Origin of the sequence: Myxococcus sp. RHSTA-1-4 (assembly GCF_020037125.1) — a bacterium.
In the GTDB taxonomy this organism is placed as follows: domain Bacteria; phylum Myxococcota; class Myxococcia; order Myxococcales; family Myxococcaceae; genus Myxococcus.
In genome coordinates, this window is sequence record NZ_JAIQDG010000003.1 from 263,682 (window position 1) to 287,638 (window position 23,957).

Annotated in this window: 21 protein-coding genes; 9 read left to right on the forward strand and 12 right to left on the reverse strand. The window is 71.1% G+C overall.

Annotation, left to right across the window (positions count from 1 at the left end):
* Positions 1–20: 20 nt before the first annotated feature.
* From K8638_RS06925 to K8638_RS06950, 6 genes are all read right to left on the reverse strand, one after another.
* On the reverse strand, positions 21–3,374 hold the full coding sequence (locus tag K8638_RS06925) for a peptidoglycan-binding protein (protein WP_223753626.1): 3,354 nt from the start codon (positions 3,372–3,374) through the stop codon (positions 21–23).
* Between the two features lie 115 nt (positions 3,375–3,489).
* Positions 3,490–5,541 carry a TonB-dependent siderophore receptor gene (locus K8638_RS06930; RefSeq protein WP_223753627.1) on the reverse strand — a complete coding sequence of 684 codons (2,052 nt, stop codon included), beginning with the start codon at positions 5,539–5,541 and terminating at the stop codon, positions 3,490–3,492.
* Between the two features lie 89 nt (positions 5,542–5,630).
* Entirely contained in the window at positions 5,631–6,710 is a 1,080-nt protein-coding gene (locus tag K8638_RS06935; RefSeq protein ID WP_223753628.1) for a PEGA domain-containing protein, read from the reverse strand.
* 40 nt (positions 6,711–6,750) lie between these two features.
* Complete coding sequence (locus tag K8638_RS06940) at positions 6,751–7,875, reverse strand: serine/threonine-protein kinase (protein WP_255662456.1); 1,125 nt, start codon at positions 7,873–7,875, stop codon at positions 6,751–6,753.
* Between the two features lie 206 nt (positions 7,876–8,081).
* Positions 8,082–8,780, reverse strand: coding sequence for an imm11 family protein (locus tag K8638_RS06945; RefSeq protein WP_223753630.1), 699 nt, complete (start codon positions 8,778–8,780; stop codon positions 8,082–8,084).
* Between the two features lie 209 nt (positions 8,781–8,989).
* Complete coding sequence (locus tag K8638_RS06950; RefSeq protein WP_223753631.1) at positions 8,990–9,697, reverse strand: metallophosphoesterase family protein; 708 nt, start codon at positions 9,695–9,697, stop codon at positions 8,990–8,992.
* Positions 9,698–9,853: 156 nt separating this feature from the next.
* On the opposite strand from K8638_RS06950, the gene K8638_RS06955 reads away from it, so the two are divergent.
* Positions 9,854–12,493: a DUF5916 domain-containing protein gene (locus tag K8638_RS06955; RefSeq protein WP_223753632.1), complete on the forward strand. Its 2,640-nt coding sequence runs from the start codon at positions 9,854–9,856 to the stop codon at positions 12,491–12,493.
* Between the two features lie 59 nt (positions 12,494–12,552).
* Here the strand turns inward: K8638_RS06955 and K8638_RS06960 are convergent, their stop codons facing one another.
* Together K8638_RS06960 and K8638_RS06965 are read right to left on the reverse strand one after the other, a co-directional pair.
* Positions 12,553–12,993, reverse strand: coding sequence for a protease (locus K8638_RS06960; RefSeq protein WP_223753633.1), 441 nt, complete (start codon positions 12,991–12,993; stop codon positions 12,553–12,555).
* Positions 12,994–13,229: 236 nt separating this feature from the next.
* Complete coding sequence (locus K8638_RS06965) at positions 13,230–14,339, reverse strand: M35 family metallo-endopeptidase (protein WP_223753634.1); 1,110 nt, start codon at positions 14,337–14,339, stop codon at positions 13,230–13,232.
* Positions 14,340–14,843: 504 nt separating this feature from the next.
* Between K8638_RS06965 and K8638_RS06970 the strand changes: the two genes are divergently transcribed.
* The gene (locus K8638_RS06970) at positions 14,844–15,803 is read left to right on the forward strand and encodes a hypothetical protein (RefSeq protein ID WP_223753635.1); all 960 of its coding nucleotides are present in this window, start codon (positions 14,844–14,846) and stop codon (positions 15,801–15,803) included.
* 25 nt (positions 15,804–15,828) lie between these two features.
* On the opposite strand, the gene K8638_RS06975 is transcribed toward K8638_RS06970, so the two are convergent.
* Positions 15,829–16,338, reverse strand: coding sequence for a peroxiredoxin (locus K8638_RS06975; protein WP_223753636.1), 510 nt, complete (start codon positions 16,336–16,338; stop codon positions 15,829–15,831).
* A 514-nt stretch (positions 16,339–16,852) separates the two neighbouring features.
* On the opposite strand from K8638_RS06975, the gene K8638_RS06980 reads away from it, so the two are divergent.
* From K8638_RS06980 to K8638_RS07010, 7 genes are all read left to right on the forward strand, one after another.
* Positions 16,853–17,275: a PTS sugar transporter subunit IIA gene (locus K8638_RS06980; RefSeq protein WP_206724425.1), complete on the forward strand. Its 423-nt coding sequence runs from the start codon at positions 16,853–16,855 to the stop codon at positions 17,273–17,275.
* 33 nt (positions 17,276–17,308) lie between these two features.
* Entirely contained in the window at positions 17,309–17,794 is a 486-nt protein-coding gene (locus K8638_RS06985; RefSeq protein WP_223753637.1) for a PTS sugar transporter subunit IIB, read from the forward strand.
* 4 nt (positions 17,795–17,798) lie between these two features.
* Positions 17,799–18,515: a PTS sugar transporter subunit IIC gene (locus K8638_RS06990; RefSeq protein ID WP_223753638.1), complete on the forward strand. Its 717-nt coding sequence runs from the start codon at positions 17,799–17,801 to the stop codon at positions 18,513–18,515.
* A complete protein-coding gene (locus K8638_RS06995; protein ID WP_223753639.1) occupies positions 18,512–19,282 on the forward strand; it encodes a PTS system mannose/fructose/sorbose family transporter subunit IID in 771 nt (256 codons plus the stop codon). The genes K8638_RS06990 and K8638_RS06995 overlap by 4 nt, the downstream gene beginning before the upstream one ends.
* Positions 19,283–19,302: 20 nt before the next feature.
* Positions 19,303–19,581, forward strand: a complete 279-nt coding sequence (locus tag K8638_RS07000; RefSeq protein WP_223753640.1) for an HPr family phosphocarrier protein — start codon at positions 19,303–19,305, stop codon at positions 19,579–19,581.
* 58 nt (positions 19,582–19,639) lie between these two features.
* A complete protein-coding gene (ptsP, locus tag K8638_RS07005) occupies positions 19,640–21,469 on the forward strand; it encodes a phosphoenolpyruvate--protein phosphotransferase (protein ID WP_223753641.1) in 1,830 nt (609 codons plus the stop codon).
* Between the two features lie 134 nt (positions 21,470–21,603).
* Positions 21,604–21,897 carry a hypothetical protein gene (locus tag K8638_RS07010; RefSeq protein ID WP_223753642.1) on the forward strand — a complete coding sequence of 98 codons (294 nt, stop codon included), beginning with the start codon at positions 21,604–21,606 and terminating at the stop codon, positions 21,895–21,897.
* A gap of 79 nt (positions 21,898–21,976) precedes the next feature.
* On the opposite strand, the gene zigA is transcribed toward K8638_RS07010, so the two are convergent.
* The 3 genes from zigA to K8638_RS07020 form a co-directional block, all read right to left on the reverse strand.
* Positions 21,977–23,221: a zinc metallochaperone GTPase ZigA gene (gene zigA / locus K8638_RS07015; protein WP_223753643.1), complete on the reverse strand. Its 1,245-nt coding sequence runs from the start codon at positions 23,219–23,221 to the stop codon at positions 21,977–21,979.
* Positions 23,218–23,340 carry a hypothetical protein gene (locus K8638_RS44500; protein ID WP_255662461.1) on the reverse strand — a complete coding sequence of 41 codons (123 nt, stop codon included), beginning with the start codon at positions 23,338–23,340 and terminating at the stop codon, positions 23,218–23,220. The genes zigA and K8638_RS44500 overlap by 4 nt, the downstream gene beginning before the upstream one ends.
* A 104-nt stretch (positions 23,341–23,444) precedes the next feature.
* Positions 23,445–23,957 (reverse strand): MgtC/SapB family protein, encoded by a 513-nt coding sequence (locus K8638_RS07020; protein ID WP_223753644.1) that lies wholly within the window; start codon positions 23,955–23,957, stop codon positions 23,445–23,447.

Sequence of the window (23,957 nt, forward strand, 5' to 3'; positions counted from 1 at the left end):
TGGGGAGCGCTGGCGCCGCGTCAGTCCCCGCGCGCCTGCCGCTGCATCTCCTGGGCCCACGCGTCGACCTCGGGATGGCCGGCCTTCACCCAGTCGCGGAACTGCTGCTCCGGGGTGATGTAGCGGCCGTTGGCGTCCACGTTGCCCGGGTGGTTGAAGAACAGGATGTTGAGCTGGTCGGCCATCAGGCTCAGGTCCTCCCCGCCGTTGTGGGACCGAGACAGGCGCTCGACGAACTCCTCGAAGTTGGGCCCCGTCATCCCGTACGCCTCCGCCGCCTTGGCGAGGGTGTTGACGGCGCCCTTGTTGCCGGCGATTTCCGGGTGGGAGCCGACGAACCGCTGGATGTTCTCCACCGACATGCCCGCGCCCTTGCCCAGCGTCTCCTGGAGGTACTCGGAGCCGAAGTAGACGATGCCCTCGGCCGTCTGCCGGTCCAGGCCGCTCTTCTCGAGCAGGTCCACCTGCTGCCCGCGCAGGACGAGCCGGTCCGGGTCCAGGAACTTCACGATGAGGCCGCCCACGAACAGGCCGGCGCCGAGGAGCTGGAGGCCGGGCGTCACGCTGGTGAAGGCGGACGCGGCGAGGATGGCGCCGCCGACCGCCTGCGCTCCCGAGGCGGCGGCGCTGAAGTACTTGCCCTCCTGCACCGCCTGGAAGCCCTGCATGGCGTCGCCCACCGCGCCCACCACGGCACCGACGGCGGACAGCTTCCCCAGCGCCTTGGCCGCGGACGAGCCCTTGACGAGCATGTCGGTGAGGTAGGCCGCGCCGTCCGCGCCCACGCTCAGGCCGTCGCCGACAATCTTCATCCGGGCGGCCACGTCCGCCTGCGACCACTCCCCGGCATCCCCGATGAACGCCGCGGCGGCGATGGTGACACCCAGGCCCCGCAGCGCCTGGCCGCCGATGGAGTCGGGCCTGCCAAGCAGCCCCGCCTCCTGGTCCGTCAGCAGCTTCTTCAGCGGCTCCATGTTCCGCCGGTACTGCTCCGGAGGCATGTTGGGCTTGAGCGTCTGCAGGACGGACGTGAACGCCCGCATGTCATCCGGCTTCATCCCGAACAGGTGGGAGTACCGCGCCAGGCCCTCGTAGATGTCCTTCGCCGTGTCCACGTCCCGGACGCTGGCGGCCTTGATGGCCTCGCGGCCCGCGGCCTTGACCAGCGCGACGGCGAGCTTCTCGTTGAAGTCCTTGCCGTCCTTGAGCTGGGAGGCCACGTCGAAGAAGACGGGCCTTCCCTCGCCCTTGGCCTCGAGCTGCCGGGCGAGGTACTCGGCGCCCGACTCCGACTCGGCCATCCGCGGCAGCTCGCGGGCCAGCGCCACCGCGCGCGGGTCCTGGGCGTTGGCCGGGACTCCGTCCGGCGCGGCCTTGGAGAGCAGCTGGCTGAGCCGCTCGAACTCCGCCATGTCGCCGGCGCGGTCGGGCTTTCCGTCCCCGTTCTCGTCGGCGTTCATGAAGGCGTCGATGGCGGCCTGCTTCTGCTCCTCCGTCAGCATCCGCGACGGCTCACTGAGCAGCTCGGTGAGCTTCTTCTGGTGCGCCTCCGCCTTCTGCGCGGCGACGCTGAAGTCCGCGCGAATCTTGTCGACGGAGCGCCAGAGGGTCTCATGCAGCCGGGGGAGGTCCGCCGCGTACGTGTGCGTGGAGCCGGGCGGGCCCATCTGGGGCCGCGCGAGCGTGCTCTCGATGTCGAACGCGAGCCGCGAGCCGAGCCCGGAGTCGATGGCGTGGGCCACCGCGGTGAGCAGCGGCCCCTGGGTGATGCCGGGCGGCATCTTGCTCGCGAAGGCCGAGCCCACCATGCCCGCGGCCGGGTCCTTCATCAGCTCCGCCGCGGCCGCCAGGCTCCGGTAGGTCTCGTGCTTGCGGGTGGTCTCCGGGCCCCCCAGCCGCTTGAGCACCTCCGGGTCACTGAGGTCGGGCTTCTTCGCGGGCGGCGGCGGGTTCAGCTCGCGCTGGGCCTCGGGCGACAGGCCGCCGAACAGCTCGCCCATCTTCGCCAGGGACGGCTCCGCGGCCTTGACGAGCGCCTCCTGGTAGGCCGGGTCCGGGTTGTTCCGGATGAGCTCCTCGAACTGCTTCGCGGCGCCCGGCAGGCTCGTCTGGAGCGTCGTCGCCAGGGCCTGGGCATCCGCCTGGGCCTTCGCCACGACGTCCGTGCCCGCCGCGCCCTGGGTGCCGGACACGGCCCGCGTCTGCGTGCTGACGGGCGCGGGAAGCTGGGGCGTGGAGGCCGCCGCGCCCGAGCCGCCCGTACCGGCGCCACGCGAGGCGCCCTCCAGGGCGTTGAAGGACGGCTGGCCGCCGGTGGGCGAGAAGAAGACGCTGAGCTGCTGGCGCGTCATCGCCACCGGGCCGCCGGTGTGCAGCGGGTCCGCCACCAGGTACTTGCCGTCCGCCGTCTTGCCGAGGATGGCGTTGAGGTGGCCGATGTCACCCGAGCCCATGCGCTCGGGGAACTGCGAGCGCCAGGCCGCGTGGGTGGCGCCGTTGGCGATGACGGGGTTGCCCGCGGCGAGCTGCTTGTCCAGGGCCTCCCAGCCCTGCCCGTAGCGCGACGTGAGGCCCGCGCCCTTGATGCCGTCCGCCACCATGGTGCCGCCGGTCAGCTCATGGTCGCGGTTCAGCATCGGCACGCGCGAGCCGTCCGACGCCGTCACGTAGGTGAACTCCGACGCGCGGCGCGGGCTCATCAGCGCGCGCGCATGGTCCACCTGCTGCTCCTTCGTCAGCCCCGGCGGCATGTGCCCCGTGTACGCCAGGGACATGGCGAGGCTGGCGGGGCCGCAGTTGGTGCTCCCGCGAGGCCCGTTCGGGTTGTACTCGGAGGTGAACTGGGTGATGAACGCCTCCTCCGCGGACATGGCGGAGCCCCGCGTCCCACCGCCCGCCCGCGCGGAGTGCGTCAGCGCCTGGGACAGCGCCTCGCGGGTGCCGGTCTCGTACCGGCCGTTGGCGGTGACGCCATGCTCCTGCTGGAACTTCTGGAGGGCCGCCTCGGTCTGCGGGCCGAACGTGCCCGGCCCCGTGGCCACCTGCTCCTTCGTCATGTAGCCCAGCTCCACCAGCGACTCCTGGAGCCGCGCCACGTCCTCGCCGGTGTCGCCGCGCTTCAGGTCCTTCTTCGGAACCGGCCGGGGCTCCTCCGGGGGCGGCTCCGGCGGAGGAGGCGGGGGCGGCGGCTGGAGCTTCGGCGCCGGGGACGACGAGTCCTCCTCCTCGTAGTGGGAGGACTCGTCATGGCCCGTGGAATGGGGCGCCTGCTCCTCGCGGACTTCGTTGCGCTCGGAGCCTCGGGACTTCTGGACGTCTCCCGAGCTCTCGGAGGATTGGGCCTTGGAGGACCGGGAAGAACCATCGACGCGCATGGGGTGTGGGCTCCTGAGGTGCGTTTTTCAGCCAGACACATCCATTATCCGGCTTGTCGCACGCAGGTTGTCCCACCCCCGGGGCGCACTTCAGGCGCACCTCAAGTGCGCGGGGTTATTGCACCTGGCTCGCGGGGTCGAACAGGTAGGTGGCACGCACCAGGAACTCCCGGGAGAACACGGGAAGCGGGGCGTGGCCGCCGTTGTAGGGCTGGGCGATGCGGAAGTCCGTACCCGTCAGGTTGTAGATGCCCGCGCCCAGCTCGAATCCGGGCGTGCCCACGTCCCTGGCGCTCACGAAGAGGTTGAAGAGCAGCTGCGTGGGCTGCTCCTGCACGGCGGCGACTCCCGCGTCATCCGGCACATCCACCGCGTAGCGCTTGCCCACGAGGACGGCGGTGGGATTGAGGGAGAGCCACGGCAGCACCTTCACGCTGCCCGACAGCGCTGCCTTGTGCGTGGGCATCCCGATGAAGGAGTTGGAGTGCCCGGGCACCTGGTAGTCCTCCACGTCGTTGCGGCCGGACGGCGTGTAGAAGGAGTAGTTGAGCGCCACGCGCCCCCAGCTCCCCTTCAGGTGGTAGTCCAGCTCGAGGCCGCGGCTGCCCAGGCGCCCCAGGTTCCGGTAGGCCTCCGTGTTCGACACCGCGTCGTAGGAGTAGATGATGGGGTCCGTCACGCCCATGTCGAAGGCGTTCGCGCTCACCGAGTGGCCCTCGCCCAGCCGCAGCGTGCCCTCCAGCTCGAAGACGGTGGTGCGCTCCGGCCGGACGTTGTCGCCCAGGCTGATGTTCTCGATGCCGGGCGCGCGGAACGCGCGGCTGAAGAGCGCCTTGGCGCTGAACGGCCCGAACGAGCGCAGCAGCACCAGCCGCGGCACGAAGGAGCCGCCGAAGTCGCTGTGGTTCTCCACGCGCGCGCCGGCCACCAGCGTGGCGATGGGGTTGTCCAGGTACGCCTCCATGAACCCGGCCAGGTTCACGTACGAGACGCGCTCGGCGCCCTCCTCACCGAAGGCCGTCTGCAGGCCGATGTCCGCCGGGCCGTTGAGCTGGCCCACGTCGGACATGATGTCCACGCCGCCGGTGAGCTGGAGGAAGTCCAGCGCCGCCCAGCGCGCCAGGGCGCGCCCGCGCAGGCGGCGCACCTGCTTCTCGTAATAGAAGGGCGACTCACGGTCCGCGTCCTGGAACGGCTCCGACAGCGTGAGGTTGGCGCGGGTCACCACCTCCAGCCGCTCTCCCGCCCGGAAGCGGTTGCTCAGCTCCGCGTGGAAGGACTCGAACTCCGTGGGGGCCGGCGCGGACAGCACCTCGTCGAAGGCGACGATGCTGGACGTGACGTTGCGCTGGTACAGGAAGCTGAGCTGCAAATCCTTGTAGCCCACGCCCGCCTGCACCGTCATCGGGTCCAGCCGGCTCTGCCCGCCCATCTCCGCCGAGTTGCCGAAGAAGTCGCGGAACTCGCTGTCGCTGCGCTGGCCCTGGCCCAGCGAGGCCGAGCCGAAGACGCTCAGCCCCGGCGCGGACTCGAACACCTTGCGCCCGGAGAGCGTCAGGCTGCGCCGCCCGTTGACCGTCTCCAGCTCGCCGTAGGTGCCCGCCACCAGCAGGTCCGTGCTGCCCTGGATTCCGCGGGTGATGACGTTGATGACGGCCAGCTCCGCGTTGCCGCCGTAGACGACCGAGCCCGGGCCGCGCACCACCTCCACGCGCTCGATGAGCTCGATGGGGAACTCGTTGCCGAGCTGCATCGTCGAGTAGAGCTGCTCGTTCATCTCCTTGCCGTCGATGACGAGCAGCACCTTGCCCTCGTAGCCCCACAGGCCGCGGAAGCCGGGGCCCACCGAGCCCTGCACGTCCACCCCGAAGAAGAAGCCCGGAATCTGGAGGAGCAGGTCCATCAAGTCCCTCGCGCCGGAGGCGCGAATCTCGTCCGCGTTCATCGCGGTGACGACAGCGGGTGACTCCTGCAACCGGGTGACGGCGAAGGACGCCACCTGGCTGTGGACCTCCGGCTCCTCGGTGGCCTGCGCGGACGCGTCCTCGCTCGCGGGCGGCTCGGCTCCGGTGGGCTCCACGGGCTCGGACTGGGCGAGGACGGGGCTCGTGGACAGGAAGACGGAGAGTGCGACGAAACCGCGGGGCCAACGACGGCGGGTGCTCATATCGACCTCATTCGAGGTGGAGCGGTGGCCGCCACGGCCACCGCTCACGGTGTAGTGGAATGGAGCGAAAAGGGAGGCTGTGGGGCGCTTCAGCGGACGCGGACGGCGGTGAGGCGGTCCGGTTCGACTTCGACGGTCATCTTCCGCTTCACCACGCCGTTGACGCGGACCTCCACGCGGGCGGGGCCCGCCGGGAGTCCCTCGGCCTTCACGGGGGGGAAGCCATAGGGCCGGTTGTTGATCCACACCTCGCCGTAGAGGGCGGGCGACGTGACGTCCAGGCCGCCCCGGCCCGTGCTCGCGCTCTTCGCCACGGCGGGTGGCTCGGTGCGCGCCGCCGGCTGCGCGGCTGCTTCCGCGGCGGGACTCGTGGGGGCCGGCGCCGCCGCCGTGGCGGGTGCCGGCGTGGCCGCGGGGCGGGGGGCCTGCGGCGCCAGCTCGGCGGTGAGGTCGCGGTTGAGGGAGCGGACGTCGTCCTCGCCCAGCTCCACCGACTCCTCGGCCAGCTTGCGCTCACCCTGCGCGAGCGCCACGCGGTACGTGCCCGCGCGCAGCGGGATTCGCGCGGGCGTGAGGTCCACCGTCTTTCCATCCACCAGCACCGTCAGCCCTGGAGGCGTTGACGTCACCAGCAGCAGGCCGTTGCGCGGCTCCGCGGCGGCCGCGGGCTCCTCCCGTGCCGGGGTGCGCGAGGCCACCCGGGTGGGCTTCGCCTTCGCCTTCGTCTCGCGGACCGGGGCGGGGGCGGGCTCACGCGTGGGCTGCGTCCGGTCGGCGCGCGTGCGCTCCTGCTCGCGGGTCCGCAGCTCCGCCGCGATGCGCAGCAGCTCCACCAGGTCGCCCTTGTCGTCCCGGCGTAGCCGCAGCGCCTCGGTGAACTCGGCCACGGCCGTCTCGTAGTCGCGGTCCTCCAGCGCGGCCAGTCCCGCGGCCCGCCGGGCCCGCGCGAGGCCCGCGTTCGCGTCCTCCTCGGGAGGCGCCTGCGGCGCGGCCGGCGGCGGGGGCGTGACGGACGCCACGGTCGCCGGGGGCGTGCGTGAAGGCTCGGCCGTCACGGCCGTGGGGGCGCTGGCGTCCGCGCCTCGGCGCCCCTTCATCACGACGAAGGCCACGCCATTGGCGGCCACGGTTCCCAGCAGGATGACGGCAATCCAGGTCTTCTGTTTCATCTGCGTCTCACTCCCGCGTCAGGCGGGTCGCGGGGGCCGCTCAGGCGGCGAAGTACCAGAACAGGGCGCTGCCGACGGCCGCGGCGCCGGCGGCCAGCGCGATGCCCCAGGGGAAGCTCTCTTCCTGGACGGGGACGACGGAGATGGAGCTCATCGCCCGCGTGGCCGCCGCCGTGCCCTCCTCGGGCGGTGGCGGGACCTTCACGCTGCCGGCGCTGCCCGGCGTGCGGCTGCTGCTGGACGCGCTCCCGGAGGCCGACGAGCCGAGCGCCGGCAGCGCCGTGGGCATCTGCCCGGACTTGTCAGGAGGGAACAGCGTCTTCATCGCCGTGGCCAGCTCGTGGCCCCCGGGCGTCCAGCCCTGCGACGCGCGGAAGCGCTCCAGGTCCTCGCGCAGCTCGCGCGCGCTCGGGTAGCGCGCGTCGGGGTCCTTCGCGAGCAGCCGCAGGAGGATGCGCTCCAGCTCGGCGGGGAAGCCCGGCACCACCTCGGACGGCAGCGGCACCTGCGCCTGCGACGTGGCCATCACCGTCGCCTCCACCGTGTCCCGCTTGAACAGCCGGCGTCCGGTGGCCGTCTCGAACAGGACGATGCCCAGCGAGAACAGGTCCGAGCGGTGGTCCAGCTCCCGGTTGGTTATCTGCTCCGGGGACATGTACGGGTACTTCCCCTTCACCACGCCGACGACGGTGCGCTCCATGTTGACGGAGCTCTTCACGATGCCGAAGTCCGCCAGCTTGACGATGCCCTCGCGCGACACCAGCACGTTGCCGGGGGTGATGTCCCGGTGCACCAGCTTCAGCGGCGTCCCGTCCGGCAGCGTCTTCGTGTGCGCGTAGGCGAGCGCGTCCGCCAGCGCGAGCCCCACCTCCACCGCCACCCGGGGCCCCAGCGGGTACGCCAGCTTCACGGCCTGGCGCAGGAGCCTGTCCAGCGACTGGCCCTGAATCCACTCCATCGCCAGGTAGTACTGGCCTTCAATCTTCCCGAAGTCGAAGACCTGGACGATGTTCGGGTGCGTCAGCAGCGCCGCCACCTTCGCCTCGTCCACGAACATCCGGCTGAAGGCCTCCAGGTTCGCGTACTCCGGCAGCACGCGCTTGATGACGCACGGCTTGGAGAACCCGTCCGGCCCGTCGATGGAGGCCAGGAAGAGGTGGGCCATTCCACCGGACGCGAGTTGTTGGACAAGCCTGTACTTGCCGAACGAACTCTCTTCCGAGGGAGCCGGCAATGACGTGTTCACCATGTCCAACGACCGCCTCAAGGATTTGTTGGAAAACGCGGAAGTTATCGGCGTTTTCCCTACCCCTCAAGTTTGCAACCGGGTGGCGACACAACGCGGCCAGCGGGAGGGGGGGGGGAGGCAGTCTATCGGCGCATCTTTCTCGGTTTCTTGGTTCCTGATTTTCGCCGGTGCTTGCCAGGGGTGGGCCCCGTCACCTCGGCGAAGCGGGCCCCGGTGATGCCGGCGTGCTCCAGCGCCTCCTTGATGCCCTCGGAGACGATGAGGCTCACCGGCCATCCCCAGGAGCGGAACACCCGCGCGCCGTCCGTCTTCTCGGGGTCGATTCGCAGGCCGCGCACGGTGCGGTAGTGGCCCACGCGCTCGGGCAGGCCGTCCGCCTCCGTGTACCGGTGGGCCTCCGCGCACGCGCGCTCGTCGATGCAGCGCACCAGCCGGGTGGCGACGAGGATGAAGTACCGCTCGTCGCAGTCCTCCACCTCCACGGGCAGGAGCTGCACGTCGTCCGGCGCCAGCTCGCGGAAGATGGACGCCACCCGCGCGTGGACGATGGGCGTGAGGCCGGCGCCCGCGAGGGAGAAGTCGAGCGGGCGGCCCGGGGGCTGGACGGCCGCCCGCAGCTTCCCCAGCCCGTGCACGGCGGCGCCGGAGGTGAACAGCCAGACGGAGTCCACCTTCTTGCGCCGGTCCAGGGAGACGGGGTCGCCCAGCTCGCGGCGGCCGGGGGCGCGGAAGTCGTCGTGTAGGTCGAAGTAGCGCACCGGCCGGCCCGGGCGCGGCGAGGCCCGCCGGGCGGCGGACTTCCGGCGCGCGGGCGCTTCCACGGGTGCCTCCGCCGGAGTGTCCCAGAGGGTTTCCACACCCGGGCCGGCGCCCTGCCTCGGAGAGCGTCGCGCCAGCACGCGGAGGGCCTGGGTGAGCCGCCTGAACATCCGCCGATTCTAGCCTCTCCCCGTCAGGGTGGGAGCACGTTGCACGCGCCGCGGTGGCCCTCCTGCCTCCTCCCCGGGCGGCCGGTGCCCCGGAGGGCGGCCTACCAGGTGGTGTGCAGCGAGTACCGCGCCGCGTGGGTGTCCAGGCTGAGGAAGGAGAACCGGCCCTCCGAGCAGGTGCCACTGTTGAGGAACAGCCGGCTGCCATGCTCCACGCGCATGCCCAGGTGGGTGTGTCCGGTGACGACGATGTCGGCCCCGCTGTCGTGGGCGCGCGCCAGCGCCCAGCGCTGGAAGGTGCAGCGCGCCGGGTCCGGCAGCGCGTTCGTCAGCCGCGCGTCCAGCGCCTGGAACATGCGGAACATCGCCCGCAGCCGCATCCGCCGCAGCCACGCCCCGGCCCACACCGCCGCCTCCGACAGGAAGCGCGCCTTGCGGATGACCCAGTCGTGGTGGTGCCCATGGGTGAACAGCATCCTCACCCCGTCGGCCTCCAGCACGAGCTGCTCGGGTGCCCCCAGCAGCGTGCCGGCCACCAGGTCATGGTTGCCGTGGATGTAGTGGTACTGGGGCTGGGCGAAGCGCTGGACGATGTCCGGGTGCGAGGCGCGGGCCGCGGCCAGCTCGGACGCATGTCCCCACGGCGCGCGCGGGGTGAGCGTCTCGAAGATGTCGCCCAGCAGGACGATGCGCTCGAAGTTGCTCTCCAGGAAGCGCAAGAAGCGCAGGAAGACGGAGTCGTCGTGCCCGAAGTGGTCCGCCGCGTCACGGCGGCCGAGATGAAGGTCCGAAATCACCGCGATGCGCATGGGGCCTCCCGAAGAGCGGGCGGAAGGTAGGGAAGTCTCGTGGCGGGCCGGTGGACGGAACGTGAACTTCTCGCCGCATGCGGGGGGCGCTGGCGCGGCCCGGGGATATCGGGCCGTGTGACTCCGGGGGGCGGCTGTGTACGGTGCGCCCCACCCATGTATCCCCGAGTCGTTCCGTCCTGTCTCTGCATGCTGCTCCTGGGGAGTGCGCTGGCCCACGCCCAGGTGCCGGGGCCTCGCCGGAGCGTGTCGGCGGTGCGTGTGGAGCAGCCGCCCGTGCTGGACGGCGTGCTGGACGACGCGGCCTGGGCGCAGGCCACCTTCACCACCGACCTCGTCCAGAAGGAACCGGACCAGGGTCTCCCAGCCACCCTGCGCACGGAAGTCGCATTCGTCCATGACTCGGACGCCCTCTATGTCGGCGCCCGGATGTTCAGCGATTCGCCAGCCGACATCGAGACGGTGATGACGCGCCGGGACGAGAGCGGCGTGGCCGAGCGGCTCATCATCTCGCTCGACACCTGGAGGGACAGGCGCACCGCGTACAGCTTCGCGGTGACGGCCGCGGGCCAGCGCGTGGACTGGTTCCACCCGTCGGACGGTGAGTACTCGAGGGACTTCTCCTTCAACCCTGTGTGGCAGGCGCGCACCCGGCTGACGGGAGAGGGCTGGGTGGCGGAGCTGCGCATTCCCTTCTCCCAGCTTCGCTTCAACGACGCGGACGAGCAGGTGTGGGGACTGAACCTCAACCGCTACATACCGCGCCGCAACGAGGACGACTTCTGGGTGGTGGTGCCGCGCCACGTCACCGGCTGGGCGTCCTGGTTCGGCGAGCTGACGGGCGTGCGGGGCGTGCGGCCCTCGCGCCGGCTGGAATTGCTGCCGTACGTGGCGGGGGACTGGCAGGTGGACTCGGGGCGCAACCCGCGCGCGGGCACGCCCTATGACTCGCGGCGCGACTGGGCGGGCCGGGTGGGCGGCGACGTCAAGGTGGGCCTGGGGCCCAACCTCACGCTGGACGCCACGGTGAACCCGGACTTCGGCCAGCTGGAGGCGGACCCGGCGGTGGTGAACCTGACCGCCTTCGAGACCTTCTTCGAGGAGCGCCGCCCCTTCTTCACGGAGGGCGCCCAGCTCTTCACCGGCCAGGGCCCCACGTACTTCTACTCGCGCCGCATCGGCGCCGCGCCGCGCCTGCTGGGAGACTTGAAGTCCCAGCGCGACTTCGTGGAGGCGCCCCGGGCCAGCACGCTGTGGGGGGCGGGGAAGCTCACCGGCCGGCTGGCCTCGGGACTGTCGGTGGGCGCGCTGGCGGCCGTCACCGGTGACAGCTTCGCGGACGTCTACGACTTCGACACGGCGGAGGAGGGGCGGGTGAAGGTGGAGCCCTTCACCGGCTACGGCGTGGTGCGCGTGCAGCAGGAATTGGGCGGTGCGTCGGTGGTGGGGGCGATGCTGACGGGCGTGCACCGGGGCGTGTCGCCCACGGGTCCGGAGGAGGGCCTCGTCTTCAACCTGCCCCGGCAGGCGTACTCGGCGAGCGCGGACGCGTCCTTCCGGCTGGGGCCGGGCGGCCAGTACGCGCTCAGCACGTACGCGGGGGGCAGCCACGTGAGCGGCACGCCCGAGGCCATGCTCCGGCTGCAGCGCTCCAGCGCGCGGTACTACCAGCGGCCGGACCAGTCCTACGTGCGGGTGGACCCGGAGGCCACGTCGCTGTCCGGCTACACCGTGGGCGCGTCGCTGGAGCGGGTGAGCGGTGAGACGTGGCTGTGGAGCGTGGGCGGCTCCGCGGAGTCCCCCGGCTTCGAGCTCAACGACGTGGGCAGCCTGCAGACGGCGGACGACCTCGAGGCCAGGCTGGGCCTCACGTACCGCGACACCGAGCCGGGGCCGTGGCTGCGCGGGTTCGAGGTGGAGCTGGCGCTGCTCAACAACTGGAACTACGGCGGGGTGAGGCAGTCCACCACCCTGTCCTCGACGGCGAGCAGCACCCTCCCCAACTTCTGGACGGGCTCGCTGACGGCCACGTACCTGCCGCGCGCGCTGTCGGACGTGCTGACGCGAGGCGGGCCGCTGATGCAGACGGGGCAGGGGGTGGACTTCATCGCCGAGCTGGAGAATGCGTTCAGCGCGACGACGCGCTGGAGCCTCAGCGCGAAGACGTGGCGCTACGAGACGGGCAGCCACGGCTACGTGCTGGGCGGGAGCCTGGGTGTGCAGCCCACGCGGCGGCTGCGCCTGTCGCTGGAGCCGGGACTGTCGAGCTTCACGGAGGAGCCGCAGTACGTGGCCACGGTGGAGGGCGGCGGGCCGGAGACGTTCGGCCGGCGCTACGTCTTCGGCGCGGTGGACCGGCGGGAGTTGTCCGCCCGGCTGCGCGCGGACTTCTTCGTCACCCCGGACCTGAGCGTGGAGCTGTACGCGGAGCCCTTCGCGTCCAGCGGCCGGTACCACCGCTTCGGCGAGCTGGCCCGGCCGCGGAGCCGCGAGCTGCTGCGCTACGGCGAGGAGAACACCACCCGCGAGGGCGGCAAGCTGCGGCTGGTGGACGCCTCGGGCGCGGCCTTCGAGGTGGACGACCCGGACTTCAACCTCCGCTCGCTGCGCAGCAACCTCGTGGTGCGCTGGGAGTTCCGGCCGGGCAGCACCCTCTACCTCGTGTGGCAGCAGGACCGCGCCACCGAGCGCGCCCTGGGCCGGGTGATGCAGGCCTCCGCGCTGGGCAACAGCTTCTCCGCGCCCGGCAGCCACACCTTCGCCATGAAGCTCTCCTGGTGGCTGCCGGTGGACTGACCGGGTGGTGGGCCGAGGGGGAGCGCGGAAGGAACGTTCCGCGCTCCCCGCCCCGCGGCTCACGGCGTGACGACGGTCTCCAGCGGGGGGCACTGCACGAGGAGCTCGTGGAACCCGCCCATGCCGGACGGCACCGCGGACTTGTCGGTGGCGACGTCCATCAGCCGGTTGCGGAACGCGATGCGGTAGCGCCCCGGCTGGCGCAGGTCATACGCGAGAGAGACCTCCACCCGGCCCTCCACCGACGCGCCCGGGGCGACGGTGACGTAGTTGTCCGCCTGCGGGGGGCCGCGCTTCAACATCGGCCCCGTGTAGGGCACCTCGGTGCCGTCGCGCGTCACCTCGAAGATGTCGTTGAGCAGCCCCTCCAGCGGCGTGTGCCAGTCGAGCACGTACAGCGGCTTCGACGTGGGATTGCTCAACCGGAAGACCACCTCCACCGGCTCACCCGCCTTCACCGTCGCGGGGCCGCTCAGCGCACAGTCCAGTGTCGTTGCCATGGCTGCCTCCTCCCGCCGGGGCTCCTCCTTCGGCGGTGTTCCCTCGGGGCGCGACGCGCACGCGCCGCCTCCCAGTACTCCCAGGCACAGCAGTGCGACCCGGCTCAGCCTTCCACGTGTCATGAGAATGGGACTCCGGCTCTCGGGCGGCGTCCGGTGTCCGGCCGCCGCTGGAAAAGAAAACGGGGGCGTCGCCGCCCCCGTCTCCCACGTCACATCATGTCACCGGGCGGCTGTCACGGCAGCGACGGCGTGTTCTCCGCGAAGTACTCGTGGCTGTCCGCATTGTCGCGGGCGCGGGTGGGGTTGGACGTCGCCAGGCTCTTGGCGGCGCTCTGGCCGTAGGCCCAGTCATCCGTGTCCGCCACCACCGTGAAGTGGCTCATCTCGTGGATGAGCGTGCCGGCGCGCGAGTCCGTGCCCGTGTTCGGCGCGCTCCAGAACGCGTTGCACACGTAGATGCGGTAGGGCGAGTTCTTGTACACGTACGCGTAGGCGCTGTCCGAGCAGCCGCAGTCGACGATGACGGACTTGGTGTCGAAGGCGCTCTTGATGGACGTGAAGTGGGTCTTGATGGTGTTCCAGTTGGTGCTGCTGTAGGTGCCGAACCAGGTGGTGAAGCGCGAGGTGGCGCTGGGCGTGCCGCTCAGGTAGGTCACCGCGTTGTTCGCGTAGGTCTTCGCGGAGTTGAACGCCGTGGTGACGGAAGTCACGCGAGTGCTGGAGCAGTTCGCGGTGGACAGCGCCATGGCGGTGACGGTGCCCGGGGCGGCCTCGGCCTCCGGGTGGACGAAGGGCCGGCCCTCGACGAACACGCTCACGCTGCCGGAGCTCAGCTGCGACACGCCGTCATGCGTGGCGTCGTGGTGGCCCGCGGAGTCGAAGCGGATGTCGTAGGTGGCCGTCTTCGAGAAGTCATAGACGGACGCCAGGTCCACCTTGCTCGACACGCTCTCGCCCGGCGCGAGGTTGAGGTAGTCCGTCGCCTGCGGCGTGGCCCACTTGTAGTGGCGGCCGTTGTACTCCGCCGCGACGCCGTCGGCGGTGACCTTGAACAGGTCCTCCTTCAGCCCGTCCACCGGCGTGTGCCACTTGAGCACGCGCACCGTGCGCGACGAGACGTTCGTCATCGTCACCGTCACCAGCACGTTGTCACGCGCGGCCATCGCCGACTTGCCCACCGACAGCTTCACCGCCACATCCCCCGCGACCGCGTCCCGCACGGCCTCGTTCGACTCGAGCGCGTCCTCCGCTCGCTCGTCCGGCGCTCCACACGCGCCCAGCAGCGACACGCTGGCGAGTGCACCCATCCACCAATTGAGGCGACCACGAAGGTTCAGGCTCATGTCGGGACTTCCTTTCAGCTCGAGGGGGAGTGCTGCAGGAGCGCGGCAGCCGATTCAAAGAATGCAGGGCTGTCGCGCTATCCTGTTTATATCGAGCTGGGCGTCCCGCAGTCCAGGCCGCCTGGGGTCGTCCCTCAGTGGGCCACGTAGGCGACGACCAGCATCGCCAGGCCCAGCACCTGCGCGGCCATCAACGGCCCGAGGTTGAGGACCACCGCGTCGAACAGGCTCTCGTCTTGAATCGTCATGACCATGCGCTCCCTGCCTCGCGTGTGTTGCGAGGCACTCGTGGCTAGAGCAAGGCGCGGGCCAGCGCGCTTTCCACCCGGCGCGCTCCGGCCAAAGTCAGGCATGACGCGGGGTTGCGTGCGCTCCCGCGCAATTCGTGCGTGGTGCCGGCGCAAGCGCGGGACATCGTGTCCGCCTCGCGTGTTCGCGTGTGGGATTCGCGCGTGCGGCTCCGGCATTCGTGGGTTCTCTGGAAGTCTGGGTAGAGTTTGCCCCATGCGAATGCTCACTCCCGCCCTGCTGCTCCTCGTCGCCGGAGCCTGCGCGCACGCGCCGGCGCCCGCGGAGGCTCCCGTCACCCCCGCCGCCGCACCGGCGCCCGCCACCTCCAGCGGTGCTGAATCGCCCGCGAAGGCCCCGGCCGCCGAGCTGCCGCACATGGACGCGCCCGGGAAGCCGGTGCCGGCCTGGGAGGAGGTGAAGCGCGCCGACAAGCTGATGGACGAGTCGAAGCACGCCGAGGCCCTGGCGCTCTACAAGCAGGCCCTGGATGCGGGGAACACGGGCCGCAACACCGCGTACTCCGCCGCGTGTGCCGCGGCGCTGCTCGGGCAGAAGCAGGAGGCGCTGCGCCTGCTGTCGCTCGCGGCCGAGCACGGCTACCGCAACGTGAAGTGGATGCAGCAGGACTCGGACCTGGCGTCGCTGCGGTCCGAGCCGGCCTTCACCGCGCTCGTCCAGCGCATCCCCACGATGCTGGAGCCTCACGCCGCGGAGAATGCCGAGCTGCAGCGCCTCTACCAGGAGGACCAGGCGGACCGTTCACCGCCGCCCGCCACGAAGGAGGGATGGAAGGAGGTCTCCGCGCGGGATGAACAGCGTCGCCTGCGCGTGAAGGAACTGGTGGCCGCGGGCGCCCTGAAGAACGGCGGAGACTTCGTGGCGGCCGCGTTCGTCTTCCAGCACGGCAACACGCTGGAGGACTACGCCATGGCCCGGCGGATGGGCGCGGAGGCCGCGAAGCTCGGCCACCCGGCGGGGCTGTGGATTGCCGCCGCCGCCTGGGACCGCTGGCTGATGATGGCGGGCCGCCCGCAGCGCTTCGGCACCCAGTATCAAATCGACCCGAACACGAAGGAGGCGAAGCTCTACCAGGTGGACCCGGGCGTGCCGGACGAGGAGCGTGCGCGCTGGGGCTTCCCCCCGCTCGCGGAGATTCCCCAGGTGATGCGGTAGGAGAACCTCCCCGCGCGCGCGGCGCCTACTCCGCGACGGAGGTGCGCGGGGCCGCGGAGCCCTCACCGGCGAGCGTGCGCACCAGCTCGAGCGCGCTCCGCACGTGCTCACCGACGCGAAGCTGCGACTCGAAGGTGTGGCGGATGACGCCCGCCCGGTCCACCACGAAGGTGACGCGGCCGGGGATGAGGCCCAGCAGGGAAGGGGGCACGCCGAACGCCTCGCGGGCCTCGCCCTTCTCGTCACTGAGCAGCACGAAGGGCAGGCGGTGCTTGGAGGCGAAGCGCTCGTGCGACGCCACCGAGTCTCCGCTGATGCCCACCACCTCCGCTCCGGCGGCCACGAAGTCCTCGTACTGGTCCCTCAGGCCGCAGGCCTGCGCGGTGCAGCCGGGGGACTCGTCCTTCGGGTAGAAGTAGACGACCAGCACCTTCCCCCCCACCAGGTCACGCAGCCGGACGGGACGGTTGCCCGCCCCCGTCAGGGTGATGTCGGGAACGGAATCGCCTTCCTTCAGCAGCTTCGCCTTCGCCATGGACTCCTCCATCCGCTCCGGGGAGTGCCTCCGGCGCGTTCGGGCGCTTGGATGCCTCGAGTTGAATCGCGATTCAGCGGGCGTCAGCGAGGACCCGGGGGCGCCTGGCCACCATCCCCTTCGGGCCCGCGAGTGGGGCATACTGTTTCCGAGGTGCCATGCACCTGGGGCCTATCGCTCCGGCGCCAGTTCGTTTAATGGGGGTGCCTGGCTCCCTGCTGTGCAGGCGGTGGGGCGGCGGGTGGGGGTGGGCGCGACCGCGGCGCATCGCGGTCGTCTTGAAAGCATCGGATGATGTGTGGGGGAACGGAGTCGCTCCCCCGTCCGGCAGGCGACAGCCCCGTTCGCGGCCGGAGCCGAAATTTCGGGCATGGGAACCAGGGTCGTCTTACCTTTCGAGACAAGAAGTGGGAGCTTGATTCCGGGGTACAGGGCGGAAACTTTCGCCGGGGTTGCGCGGAGCGGCATTCAGGCGTAGGACGCAACCACCGGGGGGTTGGTCAGGAGCGCGGACATGGTCGGCCTCGTCGTCGCATCGCACGGGCGTCTAGCGGAGGAGCTGGTCTCCACCGCGGAGCAGATCGTGGGAAAGCTTCCCGCGGTGGCAACCTGCAACATCGAGCCGGGGACTCCTGTCGAGGAGCTTCGCGCGAAGATGAAGCAGGCGGTGTCGCGCGTGGATGAGGGGGAAGGTGTCATCATCCTCGCCGACCTGTTCGGAGGCACTCCCTGCAAGGAGTCGCTGATGATGTGTCAGCGGATGAACCTGGAGGTCCTCGCCGGCGTCAACCTGCCCATGCTTCTCAAGGCGAACTCGCTCCGCAACGAGCAGATGTCCCTTCCGGAGATGGCCAACCAGCTGGCTTCCCACGGCCAGCGCAACATCACCTGCGCATCCGCCCTGCTTCGCGAGGCCCAGCAGCAGCCGCGAACTTGACGGGCCCGCGCGGGTCGGCGATTCGAGACTGTCGTGATCACCCTGGTCCGCGTCGACAACCGCCTCATCCATGGTCAGGTCGTCGAGGCCTGGCTGCCCTTCCTCAAGGTGTCCCGGGTCGTCGTCGCGGATGACGAGGCTGCGTCCAGCCCCCTCATCCGGGCGGCCATGGCCCTGGCCGTCCAGAGCGCCATCGAGGTGCAGATCCTCCCCCTGGCCCAGGTGGACTTCGCCGCCCTCTCCAAGGACGGGGTGCGCACGCTCGTCCTGCTGAGGGACGTGGCGGCCGTGCCCTTCGCCTTCGCGCATGGGCTGGCCCTGGAGGAGCTCAACCTGGGCAACGTGCACTTCGGCACCGGCCGCCGGCAGGTGTCCCCGTCCGTCTTCCTGGCGGAGGCGGAGCTGAAGGCGCTCCAGCAGCTCGCCGGGCAGGGCGTGCGCGTGGAGGCGCGCGCGGTGCCCGCGGAGAAGCCCGTGGAGTTGCTGGACCTCACCGAGCGGTGGGCGAAGGCCGGGTGAGCGAGTGAGCGTCGTCTGGACCCAGGTGGCGCTCGCGGGGTTGTGGGGCGGGTTCGTGGCCTTGGAGCGCAAGGCGTTCCTCCAGGCCATGCTGTCCCGGCCCCTCGTGGCCTCCACCGTCATGGGGGCCCTGCTCAATGACGTGCCCTCCGGGCTGGCCGTGGGCCTGCTCCTGGAGCTGTTCTTCCTGGGCACCGCCAACCTGGGCGCCGCGCTGCCGGAGAACGACACGCTGGCGGCCACCGGCACCAGCGCCGCCGCCGCCACCCTCACCGCCGCCACCGGCGCCGGCTCCACGCCCGCCATCTGGTCCCTGGCGGTGCTGCTCTTCATCGGCCTGGGGCGCGTGGGCCGCAGGGGGGACCGGCTCCTGGAGGGCTACACCGCGCGGCTGGCCCGGGTGGCGCTGTCCTCCGCGGAGGCCGGCAACCTCACCCGCGCCATGCGGCAGAATCTGTGGGGCATGTGGCCGCACTTCGTGCTGTACGGCGCCCTCACGTCCCTGTGCGCGCTGGCGGGCTACTTCGTGGAGCCCCTCCTGGAGGCGCTGCCGCCCGCGGTGGTGCGCGGGCTGGCCTGGGCCTGGCCGGCCATGGCCTCGGTGGCGGCGGCCATCGCCGCGCAGGGCAGCCACGCCCGGCGCGCGCCCCTCTACGCGGCGCTGGGCGCGGCGGCGGTGACGGTGGCGGTGGTCTTCGTCCTCCTCCAGGAGCACCGGTGAGCGCGCCGCCCGACAGCCCGCTGTCGGCCTGGGTGCTGCTGCGCGTCTTCCTGCGCTCGCTCTTCCTCCAGGCGTCGTGGAACCCCAAGGGCATGCAGAACCTGGGGCTGGCCTACGCCCTCTTCCCCGCCCTGGAGCGCCTCTACCCGGCGGGCCCCGCCCGCGAGGAGGCGGTGCGCCGGCACCTCGTGTTCTTCAACACCCACCCCTACGTGGCCGCGGCCATCGTCGGGGGCGTGGTCAACCACGAGCTGCGCATCTCCCGGGGAGAGGAGTCGCCGGACAAGGTGGTGGCCTTCAAGGCGGCGCTGATGGGGCCGCTGGCGGCGCTGGGCGACGGCTTCTTCTGGCTGTCCCTCAAGCCGGCGGTGGGGGCGGTGAGCGCGGCGCTGGTGCCGCTCTTGGGCGTGTGGGCGGTGCCCGTCTTCCTGGTGCTCTACAACCTGGTGCACGTGCTGTTGCGCGTGCGGCTGTACTGGCTGGGCCTGACGCTGGGGGACCGGCTGGTGGAGGCGGTGGCCCGGGCCAACCTCCCCGCGAGGGGGGCCCGGCTGCGGACGGTGGCGGCGGCGTGCGCGGGCGGGCTGGCGGCCTGGCTGGCCGTCAATTTCGGGGCCAACGCCGGTGGGGCCCATGCGCCCTTGCTGGCGGCCGGGTGTCTGGCCCTGGGGGTGGCATCCTACGTGCTGGTCAGCCGTCGGGTGCCGAACTACGTGGTGCTCTACCTTGTCGCGGGGCTGGCCTGCGCGGCGGGAGCGTTCCTTTAAGAAGAGAGGTGGGAGTCGCGATGCCAAGCGTGGCCGAGGGAACATACGAGATCATCAACGCGCTGGGGCTGCACGCCCGGGCCGCGGCCCAGATGGTCAAGGTGGCCAACCGCTTCAAGAGCGAGGTCATCATCGAGGCCCAGGGCCAGCGGGCCAATGCCAAGTCCATCATGGGGGTGCTCATGCTCGCGGCGGCCCAGGGCACCATCGTGAAGCTCATCTGCAAGGGGGACGACGCCGAGTCCTGCCTCCAGGAGCTGGCGAAACTCATCGCCGACCGTTTTGGCGAGGCGCAGTGACGGGTGAGAATGACGGAAGAAGTGCGGTAAACCTCCCGGTCAGGGAGAGGAAGGGAATGTGAGCAGCCAGGCCACCCCCACCCTGAGGCTGTTGGGCATTGGCGCCTCTCCCGGCGTGGCGGTGGGGCACGCCTTCATCCTGGACCGCAAGCGCATCCGCACCCCCAAGCTGCGGCTGGCGGAGGCGGAGGTCGAACCCGAGCGGATGCGGATGAAGACCGCCATCGACCTCTCGGACCGGCAGCTCGCCGAGCTGAAGGACCAGATTACGCGCACCGAGGGCAGCGACCACGCCCTCATCCTCGAGGCGCACCGGCTGATGCTCCACGACCCCATGCTCGTGGACGAGGTCAACCGGCTCATCGTCGACGACCGCATCAACGCCGAGTGGGCCGTGCGCCGGGTGGCGCGCAAAATCAAGCACCTCTTCGACAACATCCCCGACGAGTACTTCCGAGAGCGCCGCTCGGACGTGGACTACGTGGCGGACCGCATCATCCGCAACCTGATGGGGCAGGTGGTGGACGAGGAGGTGGAGGTCCCCGCCGAGGCGATTGTCGTCGCGCATGATTTGTCCCCCGCTGACGCGGCCCTGATGGCGCGCAGCGGGCGGGTGGCGGGCTTCGTCACGGACCTGGGCGGCCAGACGAGCCACACCGCGATTGTCGCGCGGGCGCGCGAGACGCCGGCGGTGGTGGGCGCCGGAAGGGCCAGCGAGCAGATTTCCCCGGGCGACCTGGTGGCCATGGACGGCACCCGGGGCGTCGTCCTCGTCAACCCCTCCGACGAGCAGCTCACCGTCTTCCGGGAGGAGCAGCGCCGCTATCAGGAGAGCGAGCGGCTGGCGCTGATGACGAAGGACCTGCCGGCGGTGAGCACCGACGGCTTCCGCATCCGGCTCAACGGCAACATGGAGTTCCTGGAGGAAATCCCCTCCCTGCTGGCGCACGGCGCGGAGGGCATTGGCCTGTACCGCACCGAGTTCATGTTCCTGGACCGGAAGACGGCGCCCACCGAGGAGGAGCACTACCGCGCCTACCGGCAGGTGCTGGAGGCCATGGGCGGGCGCCCCGTCACCATCCGCACGTTGGACCTCGGCGGCGACAAGGTGCCGGGGAAGGCGAAGCACGAGAAGGAGCCCAACCCGGCCATGGGCCTGCGGGCCATCCGCTACTGCCTGTCCAACCGGGAGCTGTTCCGCACGCAGCTGCGGGCGCTCCTGCGCGCCAGCGTGCACGGCAACATGCGGCTGATGTTCCCGCTCATCTGCGGCGTCAGCGAATTGCGCGAGGCGCGCAGCGAGCTGGAGGCGTGCCGCACGGCGCTGGGCCGCGCGGGCGTGCCCGTGGGCAAGCGCTTCCCGGTGGGCATCATGGTGGAGACGCCGAGCGCGGCCATGATTGCCGACCGGCTGGCGCAGGAGGCCGACTTCTTCTCGGTGGGGACCAACGACCTCATCCAGTACTCGCTGGCCATCGACCGCCAGAATCGCGAGGTGGCCTACCTCTACCGGCCCCTGCACCTGTCGGTGCTGCGCCTCTTGCAGAACATCCTCGAAGCGGGCAAGGCGGCGAACATCCCGGTGTCCATGTGCGGCGAGATGGCGGGGGAGCCGCTGCACACGCTGGTGCTGCTGGCGCTCGGCTTCGACGAGCTGTCGATGACGTCGGGGCAGATTCCGGCGGTGAAGCGCTTCATCCGCCGGGTGAGCCGCGCGGACGCCGTGGAGTTGCTGAAGGGCGCCATGGAGCTGACCACCGCGGAGGAAATCGAGCGCTTCGTGCGCACGGAGATGGACCGCCGCTTCAGCGACACCCAGGAGCCGGAGCGGCCGGAGTCCGCCGGTTCGGGCGAGGGGCCCCCGCCGTCGGACCGCACCACGGGCTGACGCCGCGCGCCTTCCGGTGAGGAGGGAGGCTGGGGCTTGCTCCCCCGGCCACCCTCCCTCCAGGGCATGCCGCGTGCCGCTCCCCATGCCCAGCTTGTCCTTGCACGGGCATACGGCCGCGGCCGGGAGCGAGCATGTTCAATCCAGCGGACATCCAGAGGGACATGGTGGTGAGGGACCGGGACGGTGAGCGGCTGGGCGCCATCACCACCGTGGACGCGGGGGGCTTCTTCATCGAGAAGGGGCCCTACTTCACGCGTGAGTACCGGGTGGCCTTCTCGGACGTGATGGACCTCGACGGGGACGACGTCTACCTGCGCGCGTCCCTGTCGGACCTGCCGGGCATCAACGTGGGTTCCGTGGCCAGCCCCGAGCGGCCCATGCGCCATGATTTGACGGGGGGCCTGGAGCCCGAGGAGGTGGGGTGAAGGGGTGCCTCCACCCGGGCGCCGCTCCGCTCAGCGCGCGTCGAGGGACGGAAGCAGGCACCGGGGTCCGGCGCCCGTATCAGGCGCCTCCCTCGCTGGCGGCGGCGTCCTCGGTGTGCACGAGCCGCCACTCGGGGAACGGGTCCTTGAGCCGGCTCCACCGCTCGGGTCCGCGCGCGAGCTCCTCGGTGGTCAGCAGGCACGCCTCGAGCAGCCGGGCCATCTCCTCGTGGTCCGCGTCCCGGGTGATGAAGACGATTTCCTGCCGCCGGTCCCCATGCGGGCCCGTCATCTCGCGCTCGATTTCGGCGCGTGCCTCGCTGTCGTCCGGCCACTCGGCGCGGGGCACCGCGTCCCACCACAGGCCGCCGGGCTCGAAGCTGCACGCGCCACCCGCCTGGGCCCAGACGCCGGCGATGTCCGTCCGGGTGGCGAGCCAGAAGAAGCCCTTGGAGCGCAGCACGCCCTTCCAGCTTCCGTGGATGAAGCGCCACAGGCGCGCGGGGTGGAAGGGGACGCGGCCGCGGAAGACGAAGCTGCGGATGCCGTACTCCTCCGTCTCCGGCGTGTGCTCGCCCCGCAACTCCTTGAGCCAGCCGGGAGCGCGGCGGGCCCGCTCGAAGTCGAAGCGGCCGGTGTTCAACACCGCCTCCAGCGGAACACGCCCCCGCTCCGCGGTGACGAGGTGCGCGTCGGGGTTGAGCTTGCGCAGCACCTCGCGCAGCCGGGCCACGTCCTCCGCGGAGACCAGGTCCGTCTTGTTGAGCACGAGCACGTCGGCGAACTCGACCTGCTCCACCAGCAGGTCCACCACCGTGCGCTCGTCCTCCTCCGCCGCCGCGAGCCCGCGCTCCGCGAGCCCATCCGCCGCCTCCCAGTCCTTGAGGAAGTTGAAGGCGTCCACCACCGTCACCATGGTGTCCAGCCGGGCCACGTCCGACAGCCCCTGGCCCGACTCATCCGCGAAGGTGAAGGTCTCCGCCACGGGCAGCGGCTCGGAGATGCCGGTGGACTCGATGAGGAGGTAGTCGAACCGTCCCTCCCGCGCGAGCCGGGCGACCTCCTTCAGCAGGTCCTCCCGCAGCGTGCAGCAGATGCAGCCGTTGGACAGCTCCACGAGCTTCTCGTCCACGCGGCTCAGCGCGGCGGCATCTCCCACGAGCTTCGCGTCGATGTTCACCTCGCTCATGTCGTTGACGATGACCGCCACCCGCAGCCCCTCGCGGTTGTGGAGGACATGGTTGAGCAGGGTGGTCTTCCCCGCGCCGAGGAAGCCCGAGAGGACGGTGACGGGCAGCCGCGCGGAAGGCACCTGCGCCGTCATGGCTTGCCCTCCTCGAAGAGGACGTGCGCGCACACGCGCGGGCCGTCCTGCTCGAGCTGGAGCTTCCCGGTATTCGCCGGGGGGACGAGGGGGATGTGGGGGCGGTTGCCCTTGGGCATGGCGCTGCTCCGGGTGCTGCCGGTGCGATGGGGATTCGAGATTGAGATGTAACTGAGTTGCATTTATCAGGCAAGCAAAGGCGCTCGCCCATCGAAGGGGCGGCTCAGCGGGCGTCGCGTGAGTCGTCTCGGGACGCGGCCACGTCCCGGTCCGCCGTCAGGCCGCGCTTCTCGCGGTAGCGGGCGATGGCGCGCTCCAGGGGGCGCAGCCCCACGAGGCTCAGCAGGGCGACGACCACGGTGCCGCCGGCCGCCACGTAGAAGCCCAGGCCCGCCGCGAGCCCCACGGACGCGGTGAGCCACAGGTTGGCCGCCGTCGTCAGCCCCTTCACCTGCCCGCCGTGGCGAAGAATCACGCCCGCGCCCAGGAAGCCGATGCCCACCACCACCTGGCTGGCGATGCGGCTGATGTCCCCCCGTGCCCCCTCGAGGGCGTCAGAGGTGGACAGCAGCACCTCGATGTAGACGCTGGCCAGCGTGAAGCAGCACGCCCCCAGGGACACGAGGATGTGGGTGCGCAGGCCGGCGTCCTGCCCGCGCACCTCACGCTCCAGGCCCAGCACGCCGCCCAGCAGCGCCGCCACGGCCAGCCTCAGGGCAATGGTCTTCTCGTCCAC